The organism is Frigoribacterium sp. Leaf44, assembly GCF_001421865.1.
GTDB lineage: Bacteria > Actinomycetota > Actinomycetes > Actinomycetales > Microbacteriaceae > Frigoribacterium.
In genome coordinates this window covers 54775-74853 of the sequence record NZ_LMLG01000004.1, presented here as the reverse complement: position 1 = coordinate 74853, position 20079 = coordinate 54775, and the positions used below count along the sequence as shown (strand labels likewise).

At 72.0% G+C, this 20079-nt stretch carries 16 protein-coding genes; 9 read left to right on the top strand and 7 right to left on the bottom strand.

The annotated features are described in order from the left end of the window. Positions 1-7: 7 nt before the first annotated feature. Positions 8-2845 carry an Rne/Rng family ribonuclease gene (locus ASE87_RS06585; protein ID WP_369813998.1) on the bottom strand — a complete coding sequence of 946 codons (2838 nt, stop codon included), beginning with the start codon at positions 2843-2845 and terminating at the stop codon, positions 8-10. A gap of 196 nt (positions 2846-3041) precedes the next feature. On the opposite strand from ASE87_RS06585, the gene ASE87_RS06580 reads away from it, so the two are divergent. The 3 genes from ASE87_RS06580 to ASE87_RS06570 all read left to right on the top strand — a co-directional run bounded on the left by ASE87_RS06580 (position 3042) and on the right by ASE87_RS06570 (position 5011). Further along, entirely contained in the window at positions 3042-3224 is a 183-nt protein-coding gene (locus ASE87_RS06580; RefSeq protein ID WP_043597068.1) for a hypothetical protein, read from the top strand. Between the two features lie 106 nt (positions 3225-3330). Then, positions 3331-3960 (top strand): vitamin K epoxide reductase family protein, encoded by a 630-nt coding sequence (locus ASE87_RS06575; RefSeq protein WP_231567181.1) that lies wholly within the window; start codon positions 3331-3333, stop codon positions 3958-3960. A gap of 127 nt (positions 3961-4087) precedes the next feature. Next, positions 4088-5011 carry a thioredoxin domain-containing protein gene (locus tag ASE87_RS06570; RefSeq protein ID WP_043597066.1) on the top strand — a complete coding sequence of 308 codons (924 nt, stop codon included), beginning with the start codon at positions 4088-4090 and terminating at the stop codon, positions 5009-5011. 93 nt (positions 5012-5104) lie between these two features. On the opposite strand, the gene ndk is transcribed toward ASE87_RS06570, so the two are convergent. The 4 genes from ndk to ileS form a co-directional block, all read right to left on the bottom strand. Next, positions 5105-5521, bottom strand: a complete 417-nt coding sequence (gene ndk, locus ASE87_RS06565; protein ID WP_043597064.1) for a nucleoside-diphosphate kinase — start codon at positions 5519-5521, stop codon at positions 5105-5107. Positions 5522-5591: 70 nt separating this feature from the next. Continuing rightward, on the bottom strand, positions 5592-6020 hold the full coding sequence (locus tag ASE87_RS06560) for a DUF4233 domain-containing protein (RefSeq protein ID WP_056226997.1): 429 nt from the start codon (positions 6018-6020) through the stop codon (positions 5592-5594). After that, complete coding sequence (locus tag ASE87_RS06555; protein WP_082452438.1) at positions 6017-7423, bottom strand: folylpolyglutamate synthase/dihydrofolate synthase family protein; 1407 nt, start codon at positions 7421-7423, stop codon at positions 6017-6019. The genes ASE87_RS06560 and ASE87_RS06555 overlap by 4 nt, the downstream gene beginning before the upstream one ends. Then, positions 7420-10713, bottom strand: a complete 3294-nt coding sequence (ileS, locus tag ASE87_RS06550) for an isoleucine--tRNA ligase (protein WP_056226995.1) — start codon at positions 10711-10713, stop codon at positions 7420-7422. The genes ASE87_RS06555 and ileS overlap by 4 nt, the downstream gene beginning before the upstream one ends. 326 nt (positions 10714-11039) lie before the next feature. Between ileS and ASE87_RS06545 the strand changes: the two genes are divergently transcribed. Beyond that, entirely contained in the window at positions 11040-12020 is a 981-nt protein-coding gene (locus ASE87_RS06545) for a cation diffusion facilitator family transporter (protein WP_056226994.1), read from the top strand. 18 nt (positions 12021-12038) lie between these two features. Here the strand turns inward: ASE87_RS06545 and ASE87_RS06540 are convergent, their stop codons facing one another. Continuing rightward, a complete protein-coding gene (locus ASE87_RS06540; protein ID WP_056226992.1) occupies positions 12039-13238 on the bottom strand; it encodes an LAETG motif-containing sortase-dependent surface protein in 1200 nt (399 codons plus the stop codon). Between the two features lie 285 nt (positions 13239-13523). Here ASE87_RS06540 and ASE87_RS06535 point away from each other — a divergent pair, with 285 nt between their 5' ends. Further along, positions 13524-14033, top strand: coding sequence for a GtrA family protein (locus ASE87_RS06535; RefSeq protein WP_056226990.1), 510 nt, complete (start codon positions 13524-13526; stop codon positions 14031-14033). Here the strand turns inward: ASE87_RS06535 and ASE87_RS06530 are convergent. Beyond that, positions 14030-14662 (bottom strand): TetR/AcrR family transcriptional regulator, encoded by a 633-nt coding sequence (locus ASE87_RS06530; protein ID WP_162235866.1) that lies wholly within the window; start codon positions 14660-14662, stop codon positions 14030-14032. The two genes, ASE87_RS06535 and ASE87_RS06530, sit on opposite strands and share 4 nt — an antisense overlap. Before the next feature lie 122 nt (positions 14663-14784). Between ASE87_RS06530 and ASE87_RS06525 the strand changes: the two genes are divergently transcribed. From ASE87_RS06525 to ASE87_RS06510, 4 genes are read left to right on the top strand one after another with little or no spacing between them, the layout of a single operon-like run. Continuing rightward, positions 14785-16422, top strand: a complete 1638-nt coding sequence (locus ASE87_RS06525; RefSeq protein WP_056226988.1) for an ABC transporter substrate-binding protein — start codon at positions 14785-14787, stop codon at positions 16420-16422. 4 nt (positions 16423-16426) lie between these two features. Continuing rightward, on the top strand, positions 16427-17377 hold the full coding sequence (locus tag ASE87_RS06520) for an ABC transporter permease (RefSeq protein ID WP_043597048.1): 951 nt from the start codon (positions 16427-16429) through the stop codon (positions 17375-17377). Further along, complete coding sequence (locus tag ASE87_RS06515; protein ID WP_082060190.1) at positions 17374-18270, top strand: ABC transporter permease; 897 nt, start codon at positions 17374-17376, stop codon at positions 18268-18270. The genes ASE87_RS06520 and ASE87_RS06515 overlap by 4 nt, the downstream gene beginning before the upstream one ends. Then, positions 18267-19997, top strand: a complete 1731-nt coding sequence (locus tag ASE87_RS06510) for an ABC transporter ATP-binding protein (RefSeq protein ID WP_082452432.1) — start codon at positions 18267-18269, stop codon at positions 19995-19997. Before ASE87_RS06515 ends, ASE87_RS06510 begins: the two co-directional genes overlap by 4 nt. The last annotated feature ends 82 nt before the right edge of the window (positions 19998-20079 follow it).

Genomic DNA, 20079 nt, shown 5'->3' with positions numbered 1-20079 from the left:
AGACGACTCACAGATCGTCGGAGCTGACCCCCACGCCGAGGATGAACGGACCGGACTCGCCGGACGTCGTCGGCTCGGCCGGAGCCGCCGCGGTCGTGCCCTGGCTGGAGGCGCGGCGCGAGCGCGAACGCCCCTGTCCGGGCTGCTTCGGCTCGGGCAACGCACCCAACACCGAGTCGAGCAGCTGCTCGGCGTCCTGGCTGCTGATGCGACGCGGCTCGCGACGCGTGGTGGCGACAGGGATGTCGAGGATCGCGACTGTGGCGTCCGGGGTCGAGACCGTGGCCGACGAGCGGCGACGCTCCGTGGCCTTGGCGACCGGCGCCTCCGTGGGTTCGTCGACGGGTGCGGCCACGGCAGCCGCCGGAACCGACCGCTCGGCCGGGGCGGCCGCGGGGACCTCGATCACACCGGCGCGCGAGTCGGCGGGAGCCGACTCGGAGGGCGTCGACTCGCCGGCGTCCTCGCCGGTCTCGCGCGCGGCACGTGACGAACCACGGCGACCCTTGCGGCCCGAACGCCCGCGACGGCCTTCGTCCGCCTGGTCACCGGCTGCCTCGGCGACCGGCTCGGCCTTCGTGGCGCTCGCGGCGGCGGCGTCGATGGCGGCCTCGACGGCCGCCGCGGCCTGGCTGGCCGCGTCGTCGTCCTTGCCGCCGCCCTCTTCGGCGTGGGCGATGGTGCTCGCCGCGATGCGCGAGAGGGCGTTCTTCACGTCGTCGGTGATGGCGTGGGTGCCCGTCGTGGGGTGTGCCCCACCGGTCGGCGCCGAGGGGCCGCCGCGACCGGACTGCGGCCCGGTGCCGGCACCGGAGCCCGTGTTGTGGCCGTTGCCGCCCGACTTGCCGGGCCCACCGGCCTGGCCGCCACGTCGACGGTCGCCCTGCTGGCCGCCCTTGCGGGGCTGTTGTTCTTGGACGCGCGCGGCACTGCCGGCCTCGGAGAACGACTCGGCCAGGCCGAGTCCCAGCTTCTTGCGCGTCATCTGGACGAGCCCGAGCGACGTGACCTCGGCCACCTGGTGCTTGGTGCGGTCGCGGCTGAGGCACTCGACCAGGCGACGCAGCACGAGGTCACGGTTGGACTCGAGCACCATGTCGATGAAGTCGACGACGATGATGCCGCCGATGTCGCGCAGACGCAGCTGACGGACGATCTCTTCGGCGGCCTCGAGGTTGTTCTTCGTGACCGTCTCTTCGAGGTTGCCGCCCGAGCCGACGAACTTGCCGGTGTTGACGTCGACGACGGTCATCGCCTCGGTGCGGTCGATGACGAGCGAACCGCCCGAGGGCAGCCAGACCTTGCGGTCGAGCGCCTTCTCGATCTGCTCGTTGAGGCGGTATTCGTCGAACGCGTCCTTGTCGCCGTCGTAGCGCTTGACGCGGTCCATGAGGTCGGGCGCCACGGCCGACAGGTAGGACTGCAGCGTCTCGAAGGCCTCGTCGCCGTCGATGACCATCTCGTGGAAGTCCTCGTTGAAGACGTCGCGCACGATCTTGATCAGCAGGTCGGGCTCGGAGTGCAGCTGGTTCGGGGCGTTGCCCGCCGCGACCTTCTTCTCGATGTCGGCCCATTGGTTCGTGAGGCGCTTGACGTCGAGGGTCAACTGCTCTTCGGTCGCGCCCTCGGCCGCCGTGCGCACGATGACGCCGGTGTTCTCGGGCAGCGCCTCTTTGAGGATCTTCTTGAGGCGCGCACGCTCGGTGTCGGGCAGCTTGCGGCTGATGCCGTTCATCGAGCCGTTGGGCACGTAGACGAGGTAGCGTCCCGGCAGCGAGATCTGGCTCGTGAGACGAGCACCCTTGTGGCCGACGGGGTCCTTCGTGACCTGGACGAGCACGCGGTCGCCGGGCTTGAGGGCCAGCTCGATGCGACGGGGCTGGTTGCCGGTCGACAGGGAGTCCCAGTCGACCTCGCCCGAGTAGAGGACGGCGTTGCGGCCACGTCCGATGTCGACGAACGCGGCCTCCATGCTGGGCAGCACGTTCTGCACGCGACCGAGGTAGACGTTGCCGATGAGCGACACGTTCTGTGCCTTGGCGACGTAGTGCTCGGCCAGCGTGCCGTCCTCCATGACGCCGATCTCGATGCGGTCGCCCGACGAGCGGACGATCATCTTGCGATCGACGCTCTCGCGACGGGCGAGGAACTCGGCCTCGGTGATGACGGTGCGGCGGCGTCCGGCGTCGCGGCCGTCGCGGCGGCGCTGCTTCTTCGCCTCGAGACGCGTCGAACCCTTGATGCGCTGCGGCTCGGTGATGAGCTCCGCCTGTCGCGGGGCACGGTCGCGGTCGCGACCGCGGGTCTCGGAGTCGCGCTCCTCGCGGTCCTGCGAGCGGCCGCGCTGACGACGGCGCGAGGCGGGCTGCTGCTCGCGGTCGTCGCGCTCGTCGCGGTCGTCGCGCTCGTCGCGCTCGTCGTCGCCGTCGTCGTCCCACGAGTCGTCGCGGTCGTAGCGGTCGTCACGGTCGTCCCGCTGTCGTCGACCGGGGCGTGCCGGCAGGACGGTGATCTCGGGCGCGTGGAAGATCAGCGACGTGGTCGTCAGGTTCGCCGGGATCGGCGACCCGGACGACTCGTCGGTCGACGCGTCGTCGGCCTGGGCCGGCTGGGTCGCCGCGGCGACGAACGCCTCGGCGACGGCGTCGGTCGCGTTCTGCTCGGAGGTCGGGGCCTGGGCCGCGACCTGCTCGTCGGTGGTCTCGGTCTCGTGGGTCACGGGTGATGCCTCCTGGGCGTCGTCTGTCGTCCGGACGGGTGAAGGGAGTGCTGCTCGCTGCGCGTCGGGGGTCGCCGCCGGGGCGGCGTCGACCGCCGCCTGGCGAGCCCTGAGGCCTGCGAACAATCCCCTTCTCTTCTTCGGACGTCCGTCGTTGTCTGTGTTGTCGTTCACCACTTGCGGTGCGCTCCTCGCCCCGCCGAGGCCATGCCGTCGGCAGGAATTCTCGTGTCGTGGTCGGGCGGTGACGTCGCACCTGCCCCTGACCACCGCGCCCTCTCACGGCGCGCCTTGTCGGACACGTCACGTTCGGTCATCCGGGGTGTCGACCGACCTGCGGTCGTCGCCCTCGATGTCGTTCGTCGACGTGCTGTTCTTCGTGTCGCCTTGCTGGTTCGGAACTGGCCATCCGACGATGAGCGCCTGCGCTCTGGCCCGGTTTCGGCTCGACCTCGTCGAGAACGCGATCTCTCGCGTGACGACGACGGCCGGCAGTGCCCGGTAAGCCTGGATCTCGGGGCCTGGGCCCCACGACTGGCTCGATTATCGCACGCCCAAGCCGGTGCGGGGTCAAAGCGGACGCCCCGACGGCCCGTGCGATACTGCTCACCGTGACCGTCGAGACGCCTCGGGCCGTGACCCTGCCCACCGGCCGCACCCCGTTCGTGGCCGCCGTGCTGCTGATCGTCGCCGGCCTCGGCGGCCTGGTGGGGGCCTTCGCCCTCACCCTCGACAAGTTCCGGCTGCTCGAGAACCCGGGCGCGGCGCTCGGCTGCGACGTCAACCCGTTCGTGGGCTGCTCGCCGGTCATCAACAGCTGGCAGGCCTCGCTCTTCGGCTTCCCCAACCCGATCCTCGGCCTGATCGGCTTCGCCGCCCCCGTGGCGGTGGGTCTCGGCCTCCTCGCCGGTGCCCGCTTCGCCCGGTGGTTCTGGCTGGCGTTCAACCTCGGGCTGCTGCTCGCCTGGGTCTTCGTCACCTGGCTCTTCACGCAGACGGTGTTCGTCATCGGGGCGCTCTGCCCGTGGTGCATGCTCGTCTGGCTCTTCACCATCCCGCTGTTCTGGGTCTTCACGGTGTGGGGCGCGGCTCGCGGCGTCACCGTCCCCGAGGGGCCGCTCCAGCGGGCGGCGGCACGGTTCCTCCCGTACTCGTGGGTCCTGCCGGTGCTCAACTACATCGTCGTCGCCACGACCATCGTCGTCGTGTTCCCGCTGCTGCTGCCGACGCTGTTCGGCTGACCCGCCCCTCCTCTCGTCCCGGGGCGGCCGGCCCCCGCGACGTCCGTCGCGCTCAGGCTGCTCCCAGCAGATTCGAGGACGACCTCGCCAGTCTGGTCGGACGACCACCGAGCCACGACGAGGACTGATGACGCCACCCACCGACTCCCCCGCCAGCAAGAAGGAACGCCGAGAGGCGGCCCGCGAGAAGGCCCGCATCACCCGTGAGGCCGAGGCCCGTCGGCGCCGACGCAACAAGTGGCTCCTGCAGGGCGGCCTGGTGGTCGGCGTGGTGGCGGTCCTCGCGATCGTCGCGCTCGTCATCACGCAATCGATCAAGCCGGCCGGTCCCGGCCCCGCGAACATGGCGAGCGACGGTCTCGTGCTCGAGGGGTCGAACGGTGCCGTCACCGCCGTGCCGAGCGGGGCCCTCGCGGCCGACGCGACGCCGACCCCGGCCCCGAGTGCGACCGGCGACGTGCCGTCGATCGTGGTCTACCTCGACTACATGTGCCCGTTCTGCGGCCAGTTCGACACGACGAACGCCCAGCAGCTCGACGAGGCCGTCTCGAGCGGCGCCGCCACCCTGGCGATCCACCCCATCGGGTTCCTCGACAACGCCTCGCAGGGCAGCCGGTACTCGACGCGCGCCGCCAACGCCTTCGCCTGCGTCGCGAACCACGAGCCCGACAAGGCGCTCGACGTCAACACGGCCCTGTTCGCGCAACAGCCCGAGGAGAACACCCGGGGTCTGACGAACGACGAGCTCGTCACCCTGGTTCAGGGTGCCGGGGCGACCGACGAGCAGATCCCGTCGTGCATCAAGGGGGGCGACTTCGAGGACTGGGTCGCTTCGGCCACCCAGCGGGCGTTGAACGACCCGATCCCGAACTCGTCGCTCGACAAGCTCGCGAGCACCCCGCTCGTCCTGGTGAACGGCCAGCAGTACCAGGGCTCGCTGACCGATGCGAGCACCTTCGCGCAGTTCGTCGCCGAGGTGCAGAACGGCGCCCCGACCGGCGACACCAGCACGGGCGAGACCGGTGGCTCGACGGCGACGCCGACCCCCTGACGACGCGACCCGTCGACACGACCGAGCCCGCGCCTCCTGATGGACTCAGGAGGCGCGGGCTCGGTGGTCTCCGGCGTCACGCCGGCGGGTGGCTCAGAACCAGAGGGCCAGCTCGCGCGCTGCGCTCTCGGGGCTGTCGCTGCCGTGCACCAGGTTCTGCTGGACCTTCAAGCCCCAGTCGCGGCCGAGGTCGCCACGGATCGTGCCGGGGGCCGCGGTCGTCGGGTCGGTCGTGCCGGCCAGCGAGCGGAAGCCCGCGATGACGGCGTCGCCCGCGATGCGCAGCGCGACGGTCGGGCCGCTCTGCATGAACTCGACGAGGGGCTCGTAGAACGGCTTGCCCACGTGCTCTTCGTAGTGCTTCGCGAGCAGGTCGCGGTCGGCCTGCACGAGGCGGACGTCGACGAGCGAGTACCCCTTGGCCTCGATGCGGCGCAGGATCTCGCCGGTCAGGCCGCGGGCGACGCCGTCGGGCTTGACGAGGACGAGTGTTTCTTCGAGATCGGACATTGCTCCTCTTTCGGTGGGTGGCGGATGGCTCGCGGGCGGTCGCCCGGAGGACGGGTCGGGGGGTCTCGGCTCAGGCCACGTCGCCGGGGGCGTCGCGCAGCCGGGCGGCGTTCATGCGGTCGAGCTGCGTGCCCTTGACCAGGCAGTAGGTCCAGATGGCGACGAACAGGGCGGCCACGACGAACATGACCGGATCGAGGAACCCACAGGCCACGAGACCCAGCTGGACGAGCCAGCCGAGGGCGACGCCCCACCGCCAGCGCAGGGTCTGCGAGATCAGCAGCGTCAGGACGATCGCGGCGAGGCCTCCGCCCCAGGCGACGCCGGCCGGCAGCAACTGCCGCCCGAAGACCACGAGGGTGACGAAGAACAGCGTCATCGCCTCGAGCACGAGGACGATCGAGAGCAGGCTCTCGGCCGCCCCGCGGCGTCGATGGGGGCGCGGCGCGCGTCCGCCGGCTCCGGCTCCGGCTCCGGCGGGAGGCGGTGCCGTCGTCACGAGAGCCCCTCGGGCTGCTGCGAGAGGGCGATGACGTCGCCGACCAGCGTGATCGAACCCGTCACGACGACGCCGCCGGGCTCGTCGCCCTCGACCTCGTCGGCCAGGTCGCGCGCCGTGCGCAGGGCCGCCACGAGGTCGGTCTCGACGACGACGCGGTCGGCACCCACGACGCCCACCGCGATGGCGGCGAGCTCGTCGGCGTCGATCGCCCGGTCGGACTGCGAGCTCGTCACGACGAACTGGGTGACCCTGGGCGCCAGGGCGCGGACGATGCCCGCGGCGTCCTTGTCGGCCAGCACGCTGAGCACCGCGACGACGCCGCCGAACTGGAAGTAGTCGTCGAGCGCCTTGGCGAGGGCGCGGGCGCCGTGCGGGTTGTGCGCCGCGTCGACCAGGATCGTCGGCTCGTTGGCGACGATCTGCAGACGGCCGGGCGACGTCGCACTCGCGAGTCCCTCGGCGAGCACCTCGTGGTCGAGCGGCTGCGACCCGCCGCCGAGGAAGGACTCGACGGCCGCGACCGCGACGGCCGCGTTCTGGGCCTGGTGGTCTCCGAACTGCGGCAGCAGCAGATCGTCGTAGCGGCCCGCGAGCCCGCGGATCGTGACGACCTGGCCGCCGACCGCGACGGTGGTCGACTCGACGCCGAAGGCGGTGCCCTCGACCGCGAGCGACCCCTCGCTCAACTCGACGGCACGTTCGAGTTCGACCAGGGCTTCGGGGGTCTGCGACGCCGAGACCACGGCGGCCGTGGGCTTGACGATCCCGGCCTTCGTGCGGGCGATCTCGGCCACGGTCGAGCCGAGACGGTTCTGGTGGTCGAGGGCGATGGGGGTGAAGACGGCGACCTGGCCGTCGGCCACGTTCGTGCTGTCCCATTCGCCCCCCATGCCGACCTCGAGCACGACCACGTCGGCCGGAGCGTCGGCGAAGCAGGCGAAGGCGAGCACCGTCAAGGCCTCGAAGAAGGTCAGGGCGGGCTCGCCCGAGGCCTCGAGGTCGGTGTCGACCATGGTCAGGTAGGGCTGGATGTCGTCCCAGTTGGCGACCAGGCGCTCGTCGCTGATCGGCTCGCCGTCGACGACGATGCGCTCGTTGAGGTGCACGAGATGCGGGCTCGTCATGAGCCCGGTGCGCAGACCGTGCGCCCGCAGGATGCTCTCGATCATCCGGCTGGTCGACGTCTTGCCGTTCGTGCCGGTGAGGTGGATGACCGGGTAGGCCCGCTGCGGGTCACCCAGCAGTTCGACGGCGCGCCGGGTCGGCTCGAGCCGGGGCTGCGGGGCCTGTTCGCCGATGCGTGCCAGCAGCTCGTCGTGGACGCGCCGGGCGCCGGCCGCGAACTCGCCTCCCTGCTCGTCGGCGGGGTCGCCCTGACGGTCGTTCTTCTTCGGGGTCATGCGCGTCGTACCTCCACGACGACGGCCGAGCCGGGGCCCGATCCGACGACGGTCTTCTCGGGCCTGTCGCCGACGCCCTCGTGGACGTCGACGATCAGCTCGGTGGTCAGGGTCTCGCGAGAGATCAGCTCGCGGTGTGCCTCGACGGCGGCGGCCGCGGCGGCGTCCGACGTGAGCGTCGTCGTGATGCGGTCGGACACGTCGAGGTCGGCGACCTTGCGGGCCTGCTGGACGGCGCGGACGACGTCGCGAGCCAGGCCCTCGGCCTCGAGCTCGGGCGTCGTCGCGGTGTCGAGCAGCACGAAGCCGCCGTCACCGACGAAGGCGAGGGCGCTCGACGCGTCCGCGACCGCCAGCTCGAGGGTGAACTCCCCCGGCAGCAGCTCGACGCCGCCGACGACGACGTTCTCGCCCGCGGGCTGCCAGTCGCCCTTCTTCGCCGCGGGGATGACCTGCTGCACCTGCTTGCCGATGCGGGGGCCCGCGGCCCGGGCGTTGACGGTGAGCTTGCGGGTGACTCCGTACTCGCCGAGGCTCTCCTCGGTCAGGCGGGTCACGACGACCCGCTTGACGTTGAGTTCGTCACGCACGATGTCGGCGAACGCCTCGAGGCCTGCCGGGTCGGGCGTGACGACCGTCAGACGGGCCAGCGGCAGACGGACGCGCAGCCCCTGGGACTTGCGCAGCGCCAGACCGCTCGACGCGACGGCGCGGACGGCGTCCATCGCGGTCACGAGAGCGTCGTCGGCCGGGAACGCCGAGGCGTCGGGCCAGTCGGTCAGGTGCACCGAGCGCGCCCCGGTGAGGCCCTTGTAGACCTCGTCAGCGACGAGCGGGGCGAGCGGGGCCGCGACCCGTGTGAGCGTCTCGAGCACCGTGAAGAGGGTGTCGAACGCGTCGACGTCGTCGCCCGACCAGAACCGGTCGCGCGAGCGTCGGACGTACCAGTTGGTCAGCACGTCGGCGAAGTCACGCAGCGTCGCGGTGGCCCGCGGCGTGTCGAGGGCGTCGAGCGCGGCCTCGACGTCGGACACCAGGAGGCGCGTCTTCGCGAGCAGGTAGCGGTCGAGGACGTCGCTCGAGTCGGTTCGCCACTGCGCGTCGTAACCGGGGGCGGCATGCCGACCCGCGCCTCCGGACGCGGCGTTGGCGTAGAGCGAGAAGAAGTACCAGGTGCTCCACAGCGGCAGCAGGAACTGTCGGACGCCCTCGCGGATGCCCTCTTCGGTGACGACGAGGTTGCCGCCGCGGATCACCGAGCTCGACATGAGGAACCAGCGCATGGCGTCGGCCCCGTCGCGGTCGAACACCTCGCTGACGTCCGGGTAGTTGCGCAGGCTCTTCGACATCTTCTGACCGTCGGAGCCGAGCACGATGCCGTGGCTGATGACGTTCGAGAAGGCCGGGCGGTCGAACAGCGCGGTGGACAGCGTGTGCAGCGTGTAGAACCAGCCGCGGGTCTGACCGATGTACTCGACGATGAAGTCGGCAGGGCTGTGCTCGTCGAACCACTGCTGGTTCTCGAACGGGTAGTGCACCTGGGCGAACGGCATCGAGCCGCTGTCGAACCAGACGTCGAGGACGTCCTCGATGCGGCGCATGGTGCTCTGCCCCGTCGGGTCGTCGGGGTTCGGGCGGGTGAGCTCGTCGATGAAGGGGCGGTGCAGGTCGGGCTCGCCGTCGGCGTTCGTCGGGAGTCGACCGAAGTCGGCCTCCATCTCGGCCAGCGAGCCGTAGACGTCGACGCGCGGGTACGCGGGGTCGTCGCTCTTCCACACCGGGATCGGTGAACCCCAGTAGCGGTTGCGCGAGATCGACCAGTCGCGGGCGTTGCCGACCCACTTGCCGAACTGGCCGTCCTTGACGTTGTCGGGCACCCAGGTGATCTGCTGGTTCAGCTCGCCCATGCGGTCGCGGAACTCGGTGACGCGGACGAACCAGCTCGACACGGCCTTGTAGATCAGGGGATTGCGGCAGCGCCAGCAGTGCGGGTAGCTGTGCTCGTAGCTGGCGAGGCGCACCAGGCGACCGTCGGCACGGAGGCGCTGCACGAGCGGCTTGTTGGCGTCGAAGACCTGCAGGCCGGCGACGCCCAGCTCGTCGAACATCGGCAGGAAGCGCCCACCGTCGTCGACCGAGACGATGACGGGGATGCCGGCGGCGGCGCAGACCAGCTGGTCGTCCTCGCCGTAGGCCGGGGCCTGGTGGACGATGCCGGTGCCCTCGCCGGTGGCGACGTAGTCCGCGACCAGGATGCGCCAGGCGTTCTCGGTGCCCCAGGCCTCGGTGTCGGCGTAGAGGTCCCAGATGCGGTCGTACTCGACGCCCTCGAGCTCGGCACCGGTGAAGGTCGCGGTGACGGCGGACTGGGCGGCCTCGGCGGATTCGTAGCCCAGGTCGCGGGCGTAGGCGGCGAGCGTGTCGGCCGCGAGCAGGAACACGCTGCCGGTCAGCAACTCTTGGTCGCCGGTGCGCTCGCCCGGCAGCAGGGCGTGCGGCACGGCGACGTAGTCGATGGCCGGCCCCACGGCGAGCGCCATGTTGGTCGGCAGGGTCCACGGGGTGGTCGTCCAGGCGAGGGCCTCGACGCCGGTCAGGCCGAGCGCCTCGGCCTTGGCGCCGACGAGCGGGAAGGCGACCGTGACCGTCTGGTCCTGGCGGCTCTTGTAGACGTCGTCGTCCATGCGCAGCTCGTGGTTCGACAGGGGAGTCTGGTCGTGCCAGCAGTAGGGCAGCACGCGGAAGCCCTCGTAGGCGAGCCCCTTGTCGTGCAGCTGCTTGAAGGCCCAGACGACGCTCTCCATGTAGTCGACGTCGAGGGTCTTGTAGTCGTCGTCGAAGTCGACCCAGCGCGCCTGACGGGTGACGTACTGCTGCCACTCGTCGGTGTACTGCAGCACCGACTTGCGGGCGGCGGCGTTGAAGACGTCGATGCCCATGTCGTCGATCTCGTGCTTCTCGGTCAGCCCGAGCTGGCGCATCGCCTCGAGCTCGGCGGGCAGCCCGTGGGTGTCCCAGCCGAAACGCCGGTGCACCTGCTTGCCGCGCATGGTCTGGTACCGCGGGAACACGTCCTTGGCGTAGCCCGTCAGGAGGTGTCCGTAGTGCGGCAGGCCGTTGGCGAACGGCGGGCCGTCGTAGAAGACCCACTCGTCGCAGCCCTCGCGGGCCCGGATCGACTCGGCGAAGGTGTCGTCGCGCTTCCAGAAGGCGAGGACGCCGGTCTCGATCTCGGGGAAGCGCGGTGAGGCGGGGACGCCCGTGGCGTCGGAACCCTTGGGGTAGGTCATCGGTTCTCCAGGTCGTGCGGTGGGTCGCCCCCGCTGCTCTGGCCGAGGGACCTTCTGACCACGAGGACGCCGACCGGGTGCCTGACCCGGGTGGCGCGGTACCACCCCGCTTGCCGCCGTCGTCGCCCTCTCGGACGGTGACCGCGACCGCTCTGCTGCGGCTGTGACGGGCCTGCCCCGCCCGGTTCTACCGACGACCACCGGGCCGTGGCCCGCCGGTCGCTTTCTTCCGGGTGCTCCCCGGTGATGGCCGGATCGATGCGTGGTCGATCCTACCGTCAGAGCCGAGGAGGCGCGAGGTCGTTCCGAGGAGCAGGATCGAGGCCATGTCCTCCACCCCGTCCGCGTCGCCGGCCAAGCCCGAGAGCACGGTCACCGTCATCGTGGCGTTCCTCGCCAACCTGCTCATCGCCGTCGCGAAGACGGTCGCCGCCTTCCTGACGGGGTCGGCCTCGATGGTCGCCGAGTCGGCGCACTCGTGGGCGGACACGGGCAACGAGGTCTTCCTCTTCGTCGCCGACAAGCGCGGCGTCAAGCGCCGGGACGACGCCCACCCCCTCGGCTACGGGAAGGAGACCTACGTCTGGTCGATGTTCGCCGCCTTCGGCCTCTTCACCGTCGGTGCCGTCGTGTCGATCCAGCACGGCATCTCGCAGTTGACCGCCGAGGAGGAGGCGGAGAACTACCTGATCAACTACGTCGTCCTCGCGATCGCCTTCGTGCTCGAGGGCACGTCGTTCCTGCAGGCCTTCCGTCAGGCCAGGGGTTCGGCCCGCGAGCGGGGCGCGCCGACCCTGCGCTTCGTCCTGCGCAGCTCGAACTCGACCCTGCGGGCCGTCTTCGCCGAGGACGCGGCGGCTCTGGTCGGGCTCCTCATCGCGTTCCTCGGGATCTTCCTGCACCAGATCACCGGGTCGGCGGTGTTCGACGCGATCGGGTCGATCGCCGTCGGCGTGCTGCTCGGCGTGGTGGCTCTCGTGCTGGTCGACCGCAACCGGCGGTTCCTCGTCGGTGAGAGCCCGTCGGACGAACTCGAGTCGACCGTCCTCGAGCGCCTCCTGGCCCGCCCCGAGATCGCTCGCGTGACGTATCTGCACACCGAGTTCGTGGGCCCCGGCCGGCTCTACCTGGTCGCAGCGGTCGACATGACCGGCAACGACCGTGAAGAGCACGTCGCGGTGGCACTCCGCCGGGTCGAGCGAGAACTCGAGGACCACGACGCCGTCGAAGAAGCCGTGCTCACCCTCTCCACGCCGGACGAGCCGAGCCTGACGCCCCGGAGGGCGTCCGACCCGGCTCGTCGCTGACCGCGGACCGGTCAGGCGTCAGCCCCGGGAGGCGCGGCGCCGGGTGACGAGGACGGTCGCCGCCCCGAGACCCACGAGCACCATCCCGGCGAGACCCGCCCACGGCGTCGTCTCGGACGAGCCCGTGTAGGCGAGGTCCGAGCGGTGCGACACGGGGACGACCCTCACACCGACCGGGATGACGGGCTTCGAGACGGTCGGGACGATCGCAGGCGTGACCGGAGACACCACCGGCGCTGCCGCAGCCGGAGCGGCCAGTGCGAATTCCACCACGACCGGGACGGATTGACGGCTGCGCGGCGGACCCTCGAGGCCGAGCTGGCCGTCACCGCGAGGCACGTACTGACTCACGAGCAGCCGCCACGACCCGTGAGGCAGGATCTCCGTGAAGCGGTAGGTACCGTCGGCGGCGACGCGGGGGGCGTCGTAGTCGTGGCCCCACCCCTCTTGACCACTCAAGGCTTCGACCGTGAAGGCGATGGCCGATCCGGGGACGCCCGTTCCGGCGATCTCGAACACACCCAGACCCGGGTACTCGGAATCTGCCGTCACGACCGCCCCGGTCCGTGGCGTGCTCACGGTCACGGCCGGGGACGTCGGGACGTCGATCCGGAACGTGCGGGATTCCTGCCCCAGCACGAGTCCCTGGGCATCCTCGACGACCACCGTGACGGTCTGGTCCACTGCGGCGTCGTCCCCGAGACCGATGGTCGTCTCGATCCGCGGACCGGACTGGTGCACCGCGCCCCAGACGACCACGCCCGCGCCGTCGAGCACCTCGATCTGCACGTCGACCTCGTCCGTGAGGACGACGACGTCGTAACCCAGGGTGTCGTAGGCCCCGCCCTGCACGGGACTCTCGAGCGTGAAGGCGCCCGCCCGCGCCGCGAGTGCCTCGTCCGAACCCTCGACCGCTGTCTCGGGCACCGCCACGCCCGGCTCGGTGCCGGCGGGCGCCTCATCCTCAGCCGGCCCGGAACCGTCCGTCGGCTCGGCTGTGGACTCGTCCGCGGGCACGGCCGGCTCCGGAGCGTCGTCGACGATCTCGGGCTCTACCGTCGCTTCGACCACGGGTTCGACGTCGGCCGGAGCGGCCGCCGCCTCCTGCTCGATCGGAACCGGCTGCGCAGAGGCCGCCTGTCCGCTCAGTGCGATGCCCCCCAGGGCGATGACGATGGCCGTCGACAGCGCGGTGGCGGTCGACACGGTCTTCTTCATGAGTGATGTCCTCTTCAGTGAGTCAGGGTGGACCGGTCGCCCTGACCCACCCCGGGGCGACCGGTCGCCGTCCCGGTGATCCGGTCCGACGAGCACGACGTTAGCCACCGAGGGCGACAGATCCTCACGCCGTGATCAGGCCGTGACGAGAAGTCATCCGCAAGGTCGAGCTGCCCTCAACCCTCCGGCGCCGCGCGGGTTCACCCTCTCGTTCTGGCGGTGATTCGTGACGCATCCCGTGGTCGCTTCCAGCCACTTCATGGCGCTCTCGGCTACCGTGATGCAGTGCAAGCAGTCATCAAGCTCATCAGAGAGCACCCCTCCGCGGCGAGGTTCCTCGTCGTCGGGGGCATCGGCTTCGTGATCACCATGGTGATCAACTACGGGCTCAAGCTGTTCGTCATCCCCCAGCACCCCGTCACCGCCCTCGCGCTGGGCATCATCGTCGCGACGGTCTTCTCGTACTGGATGAACAAGAAGTGGTCGTTCGACGACCGCGGCGAGCGTCACACCGCGCACGAGATGTTGCTCTTCGTCATCGTCAGCATCATCGGGGTCGGCCTCAACTCGGCGCCGCTCTACCTCTCGCGTTACGGCTTCGGCCTCGAGGTGCCGAACGTCTCGCGAACCACGCAAGAGATCGCCGACTTCGTCAGCGGCCCGATCGTCGGCACCATGCTCGCCATGGTCTTCCGCTACTGGGCCATGAACAAGTGGGTCTTCCCGAAGCGCGCCGAGCTGGTCGACGTCCTCTCGCCCACGTCCCCCTCGACGTCGCCGACACCGACCGTCTAGGCCGAGCGCGCCTCCCGGGCGTCGAGTCCGTCCGCGACCGGCCCCACGGCCGCCGCGACGACCGGTCCGAGGGGCCCGCGCGAGACACCGGCTCGGGCCCAGGTCGAGATCGCGGCCGCCGCGGCGGCGATCAAGGCCGAGCCGACCACCTGGGCCGACAGGTCCGACCGATCGCGACCCGAGCGCTCGGCGACGTACGATGCGACCGCCCCTTGCTGGCGCACGAACCGGACGGCCGCCGACGCGACCAGGTCGTCACCGAGGGCCATCGCCTCGGACTGGGTCAGCGCCCACGGCACGCGCTCGGGATCGTGGGCCTCGGCGAGCGCGACGAGCGCCGCCTCGACCGCCCGGACCGGCGAGAGCCCCGAGGAGGCGCGCAGCAGGTCCCCGAGATCCGCGAGGCTCTGGTCGAGGTCGAGCCAGAAGAGGTCGGACTTGGCCTCGAAGTAGTTGAAGAACGTGCCGCGGCTGACGCCGGCCCGGCGGGCGATGTCGTCGACGGTCGTCCCGGCGTAGCCGTTCTCGAGGAACAGCTCGGCGGCCGCGTCGGCCAGCATCTCGGCGGACGAGCGGCGAGGTCGGCCGACCGGCCGCCGCGGGCGGGTCGGGCCTGGTCCATCTGACATGGCCACCATCATGCCGCTAGACTCGACGGCGCACTTGTTGCACCCGGTCCACGAATGCAGCCCTCGTCTCGGAGGCAGTGGATCACACCCGACGTCCCGTCAGTCCCCACGCCCGGAGCCCCATGCGCAGCCGCCTGCCCGTCCTGATCGCCGCCACCGCCGTCGCGAGCCTCGTGCTCGCCGGTTGCACGAGCGGGGGCGACCCCGACGCCGCCTCCACCCCGGTCTCGGGGGGCACGCTCACCTACGCCTCGGGCGACGCCGAGCCGACCTGCCTCGACCCCCACGTCGGCGGCAACTACCCGCAAGCGCTCGTGTCGACGCAGTACCTCGAGTCGCTCGTCTCGAAGGACGCGAACGGTGACGTCGTCCCGTGGCTGGCCGACTCCTGGGAAGAGGCATCCGACGGCCTCAGCTGGACCTTCACGCTGAAGGACGGCGTGACCTTCACCGACGGCACCCCGTTCGACGCCGCCGCCGTGGCCGCCAACGTCGCCCACCTCCAGGACCCCACGACGCTGTCGTCGACCGGGTACCTCGCCCTCGGCAAGGTCACCGGCGTCGAGGCGGTCGACGCCCGCACGGCACGCTTCGACCTGCGCGAGCCCGACAGCGCCCTCCTCGAGTCCCTCTCACAGCCCTGGCTCGCGATGGAGTCCCCCGACGCCCTGACCCGCAGCCAGGAGGTCAACTGCGAGTCACCGGTCGGCACCGGCCCGTTCGCGGTCGAGTCGTGGACCAAGCAGCAGCAGGTCGTCCTCACCCGCAACGACGACTACAGCTCGCCGCCGGCCGACGCCGGGCACCAGGGGCCCGCCTACCTCGACGAGATCGTCTGGCGGTTCATCCCCGACTCGGCGTCGCGCTACGCCGCGCTGCAGGCCGGCCAGGTCGACGTGATCGACAACGCCCAGCCCGACACCCTGGTCGCCGCGGCCAAGGACGACTCGCTCGACGAGATCGACGCCCCTCGCCCCGGGGCCTCGAACCGCATCGAGCTCAACGCCGGCAAGGCGCCCTTCGACGACCCGGCCGTCCGCGAGGCGTTCATCCGTGGCGTCGACGTCGACTCGGGCATCGACTCGCTCTTCTTCGGGACGGCGAAGCGGTCGTACAGCCCGCTGTCGAGCGTCGAGCCGCTGGCATTCTCCGACGAGTCGCTCTTCGACGTCGACACCGACGCGGCGAACGACCTGCTCGACCGGGCCGGGTGGACCACCCGCGACGCGGACGGTTACCGCACGAAGGACGGTGTGCGCCTCGCCGCGACGTTCCCGGTCAGCACGAACCAGTCGATCCCGGCCGAGCAGTCGCTCTTCGAGCAGGTCCAGGCCGGTGCGAAGGACCTCGGCTTCGACGTCACCCTCGAGCCCCTCGACCTCTCGAGCTGGTACGGCGCCCTCGCCGCGAACGAGTACGACCTGGTGAGCGCGCCGTACACGAAGGTCGGCCCCGACGTGCTGCGCATCCTCTACGACAGCGACGGCATCACCCCGGCCCCGAGCGGCTACTTCGCCAACCTGTCGCAGACGAGCGACCCGGCCCTCGACGACCTGTTGACCCGCGCCTCCGAGACGAGCGACGCCGACGAGCGCGCCGACCTCTACCAGCAGGCGCAGCAGATCATCCTCGAGGGGTGGCACGTCCTGCCGCTGTACGACCAGCAGAACCACTACCTGGTGCGCTCGGCCGTCCATGGGGTCCGTGCCCTGCCGACGGTCCAGGCGCCGACGATGTACGACGCCTACGAGGCGAGCTGACCGGGTGCGTCCCGGGCGGTGGCGACGGGCGGGTCGGTGGCTCGTCGGCCGCCTGCTCGGTGCGGTCTTCGTGCTCTGGGCCGTCGCGACGCTCATCTTCTTCGCCATCCGGCTCGTGCCGGGCGACCCGGCCGAGGCGATCCTCGGCGGTCCGGGGTCGCAGGCGTCGGCCGAGGCCCTCGACACGGTCCGCCGGCAGTACGGCCTCGACCAGCCGCTGCTCGTCCAGTACCTCGCGCAGCTCGGTCGACTCGCGACGGGCGACCTCGGCACCTCGTACTCGCTGCGCACCGACGTCGGCCGGTTGCTGCTCGACCAGTTGCCGGGCACGATCGGCCTGGCCCTGCTGGCCCTGGTCGTGGCCTGGCTGCTGGCGATCGCGACGGCCTGGTGGGCGACCCTCAGCGGTCGGATCGCCTCGGCGGTGTCGTCGGGGCTCGAGGTCGTCGCCTCGGCCGTCCCGCACTTCTGGTTGGCCAGCCTGCTCATCCTGGTCTTCAGCACCGAGCTCGGGCTGCTCCCCCCGGTGAGCACGGGCACCCCCGCGGGGCTCGTCCTGCCGGTCGTCACGCTCGCGATCCCCGTCGCGGGGTTCCTCGGCCAGGTCACCCGCGACTCGCTCCTCGACGCCGCGGCCACCCCGTTCGCCCTCTCGGCCCGAGCCCGGGGCGAGAGTCCGTCGGGGCTCTTCGTCCGTCACCTGCTCCGGCACGCGGCCCTGCCCGGGCTCGCCCTGTCGGGCTGGGCCTTCGGCTCGCTGCTCAGCGGCGCCGTCGTGGTCGAGTCGGTGTTCGCGCGCCCGGGACTCGGCCGCACCCTCCTCGGTGCGGTCACGCTGCGTGACATCCCTCTCGTGACCGGTGTCGCCCTCGTCTCGGCCCTCGCCTACGTCGTCGTGGTCGCCCTCGGCGACCTGGCCGAGCGCGCGGTCGACCCGAGAGGACGCGCGGCATGACCGCGCTGCCCGACCTGCCCCGGGGTGCCGACCCGACCCGCGCCTCCTCGATGCGCGCCGCCCGGCGGCGCTCGCCGCTCGGCCCCGCGGAACTCGTCGCGGCCGCCCTGCTGTCGCTCGTGGTCGTGATGGCCGTCGCGCCGGCCCTGCTGGCCCCCGCCGACCCGCTCGCCGTGTCGCCGACCGACGCGTTCGCCGGCCCGTCGGCCGCGCACCCGTTCGGCACCGACGAGTCGGGGCGGGGCGTCTGGACCCGCGTCGTCCACGGAGCCGGCGCCTCGCTGACGATCGGACTCGTCGCCACGCTGATCGGCACGGGCCTGGGTGTGGCCCTCGGCGTCCTGGCGGGCCTCGGCGGTCGCGGCCTGGTCGGTCGGGCGACCGACGTCGGCGTGAGTCGCGTGCTCGAGGTCCTCTTCGCCCTGCCCGGCCTGCTTCTGGCTCTCGTCGTCATCGCGTTCACCGGGCCCGGGGCCGTGCCCGCGACGATCGCCGTCGGCCTCGCGACCGCCCCCGGGTACGCCCGCATCGTCCGCAGCCAGGTGGCGGCCGTCCGCCGGTCGCCGATGGTCGAGGCGGCGACCGTGCTCGGTCGCCGCCCGGGGGTCGTCCTGCTGCGCCACGTGCTGCCGAACGCCCTCGCCCCCGTCGTCGTGCTCGCCACGCTGGGCCTCGGTCAGGCCGTCGTCTGGGCGTCGTCGCTGAGCTACCTCGGACTGGGGTCGCCGCCCCCGGCACCCGAGTGGGGTGCGATGCTCTCGGCCGGGCGCACGTACCTCGCGGTCGCCTGGTGGATGACCGTCTTCCCGGGGCTCGCCGTCGTCGTGACGGCCGCGTCGGCCACGGTCCTGGGGCGCGGTCTCGCGCGACGCGGGCGAGGAGGCCGACGATGACCACGGACCCGCCGGCGGCCGGCGCCGCCCTCGGTGACCGGCACCGCGCCTCCTCGGACGACCTCGTCGTCGACCGCCTGCACGTCGCGTTCGACGGGGTGACCGCCGTCGACGCCGTGTCGTTCTCGATGCGTCCCGGTGAATGCGTGGCCCTGGTCGGCGAGTCCGGCTCGGGCAAGAGCGTGACCGCCCGGGCCCTGCTCGGGCTGACCGGTGGCACGGTGACGGCCGACGCCCTGCGACTCGGTGGCGACGACCTTCTCACGCTGACCGAACGACGCTGGCGTCGGCTGCGCGGCCCGCGCATCGGGCTCGTGCTGCAGGACGCCCTGGTCTCGCTCGACCCCCTGCGCCCGGTCGGTCGCGAGATCGACGACGCCCTGCGACTGCACACGCGCCTCTCGCCGACCGCCCGTCGGGCCCGGGTGCTCGAGGTCCTCACCGAGGTCGGCATGCCCGACCCCGAGGCGCGCCGCGGCCTGCGGTCGGGCGAGCTCTCGGGAGGGCTGCGGCAGCGGGCACTCATCGCCGCGGCCCTCGCCCTGCGGCCCGGCCTGATCGTCGCGGACGAACCGACCACCGCCCTCGACGCCGAGGTGCAGCGCCTGGTCGTCGACCGGCTCGCGGCCCTCCGCGACGCAGGGACGGCCGTCCTCGCGATCAGTCACGACCTGGGGGTCGTGCGCCGCCTGGCCGACCGCGTCGTCGTGATGCGCGACGGACGCGTGGTCGAGCAGGGGGCCACGGCGACCGTGCTCGACTCACCGCAGGCCGACTACACGCGCATGCTCCTGGCCGCCCTGCCGGGTGGGGCCCCGCGGGGTCGGCGCCTGTCGGCCGCCGTGACGCCCGACGGCCCGGACGCGGGAGGCGCGCCTGCGTCGACGACGCCGGACACCCCCGGCACACCCCGGACAGGAGGCGCGCCCGGCCCGTCGACGCCCGACACGTCGACGACTCCCCCGGTCGGCCCGGTCCTCGTGGCGACGGGCCTGCGCCGGGTCTTCGCGAGCCGTCGGGGGCCCGACCGGGTCGCCGTGGACGACGTCTCGCTCTCGCTGCGGGCCGGCGAGACGCTCGGCCTCGTCGGAGCGTCCGGCTCGGGCAAGACCACGACGGCTCGTCTGCTGCTCGGCCTCGACGACCCCGACGCCGGGACGGTCGACCTGCTCGGCACGACCTGGGCCCCGGCGCGCGAGCGCGATCGCCGTCCCCGCCGGGGCGACCTCGGGGCCGTCTACCAGGACCCCTCGAGCTCGTTCGACCCGCGCTTCACCGTCGGTCGGCTGCTGGCGGACGCGCTGACGGCCGGCCGCAGCACGCGCCTCGGCCCCGTCGAGCGCGAGGTCGTCGCCCTGCTGGCACGGGTCGGGCTCGACGCCGGCACCGTGGCGCGACGGCCCGACACGTTGTCCGGCGGGCAGCGGCAACGGGTGGCGATCGCCCGCGCCCTGGCCCCGCGACCCCGCGTGATCGTCTGCGACGAGCCGGTCTCGGCGCTCGACGTCTCGGTGCAGGCCCAGGTGCTCGACCTGCTCGACGAGTTGCAGCGGCAGGACGGGCTCGCCTACGTCTTCATCTCGCACGACCTGGACGTCGTCGAGCACATGACCGACCGGGTCGCCGTGATGCACGAGGGCCGGATCGTCGAACAGGGCCGCACGGCGGACGTGTTCTCCGCCCCGCAGCACGCCCACACCCGCGCCCTGCTCGCCGCTCGCCCCTAGCCCCGCCCGACCGGCCCCGCCCGACCGGCCCGGCCCGGCCCGGCCCGATGACACGACGTGCCGCTGACCTCCGAGGTGAGCG

What these genes read in the sequence shown, in the direction of transcription:
- ASE87_RS06570 (WP_043597066.1), top strand. Translation starts at nt 4,088, where the DNA reads ATGACGCCACCCACCGACTCCCCCGCCAGCAAGAAGGAACGCCGAGAG.
- ndk (WP_043597064.1), bottom strand. Translation starts at nt 5,521, where the DNA reads ATGTCCGATCTCGAAGAAACACTCGTCCTCGTCAAGCCCGACGGCGTC.
- ASE87_RS06555 (WP_082452438.1), bottom strand. Translation starts at nt 7,423, where the DNA reads ATGACCCCGAAGAAGAACGACCGTCAGGGCGACCCCGCCGACGAGCAG.
- ileS (WP_056226995.1), bottom strand. Translation starts at nt 10,713, where the DNA reads ATGACCTACCCCAAGGGTTCCGACGCCACGGGCGTCCCCGCCTCACCG.
- ASE87_RS06545 (WP_056226994.1), top strand. Translation starts at nt 11,040, where the DNA reads ATGTCCTCCACCCCGTCCGCGTCGCCGGCCAAGCCCGAGAGCACGGTC.
- ASE87_RS06540 (WP_056226992.1), bottom strand. Translation starts at nt 13,238, where the DNA reads ATGAAGAAGACCGTGTCGACCGCCACCGCGCTGTCGACGGCCATCGTC.
- ASE87_RS06530 (WP_162235866.1), bottom strand. Translation starts at nt 14,662, where the DNA reads ATGTCAGATGGACCAGGCCCGACCCGCCCGCGGCGGCCGGTCGGCCGA.
- ASE87_RS06525 (WP_056226988.1), top strand. Translation starts at nt 14,785, where the DNA reads ATGCGCAGCCGCCTGCCCGTCCTGATCGCCGCCACCGCCGTCGCGAGC.
- ASE87_RS06515 (WP_082060190.1), top strand. Translation starts at nt 17,374, where the DNA reads ATGACCGCGCTGCCCGACCTGCCCCGGGGTGCCGACCCGACCCGCGCC.
- ASE87_RS06510 (WP_082452432.1), top strand. Translation starts at nt 18,267, where the DNA reads ATGACCACGGACCCGCCGGCGGCCGGCGCCGCCCTCGGTGACCGGCAC.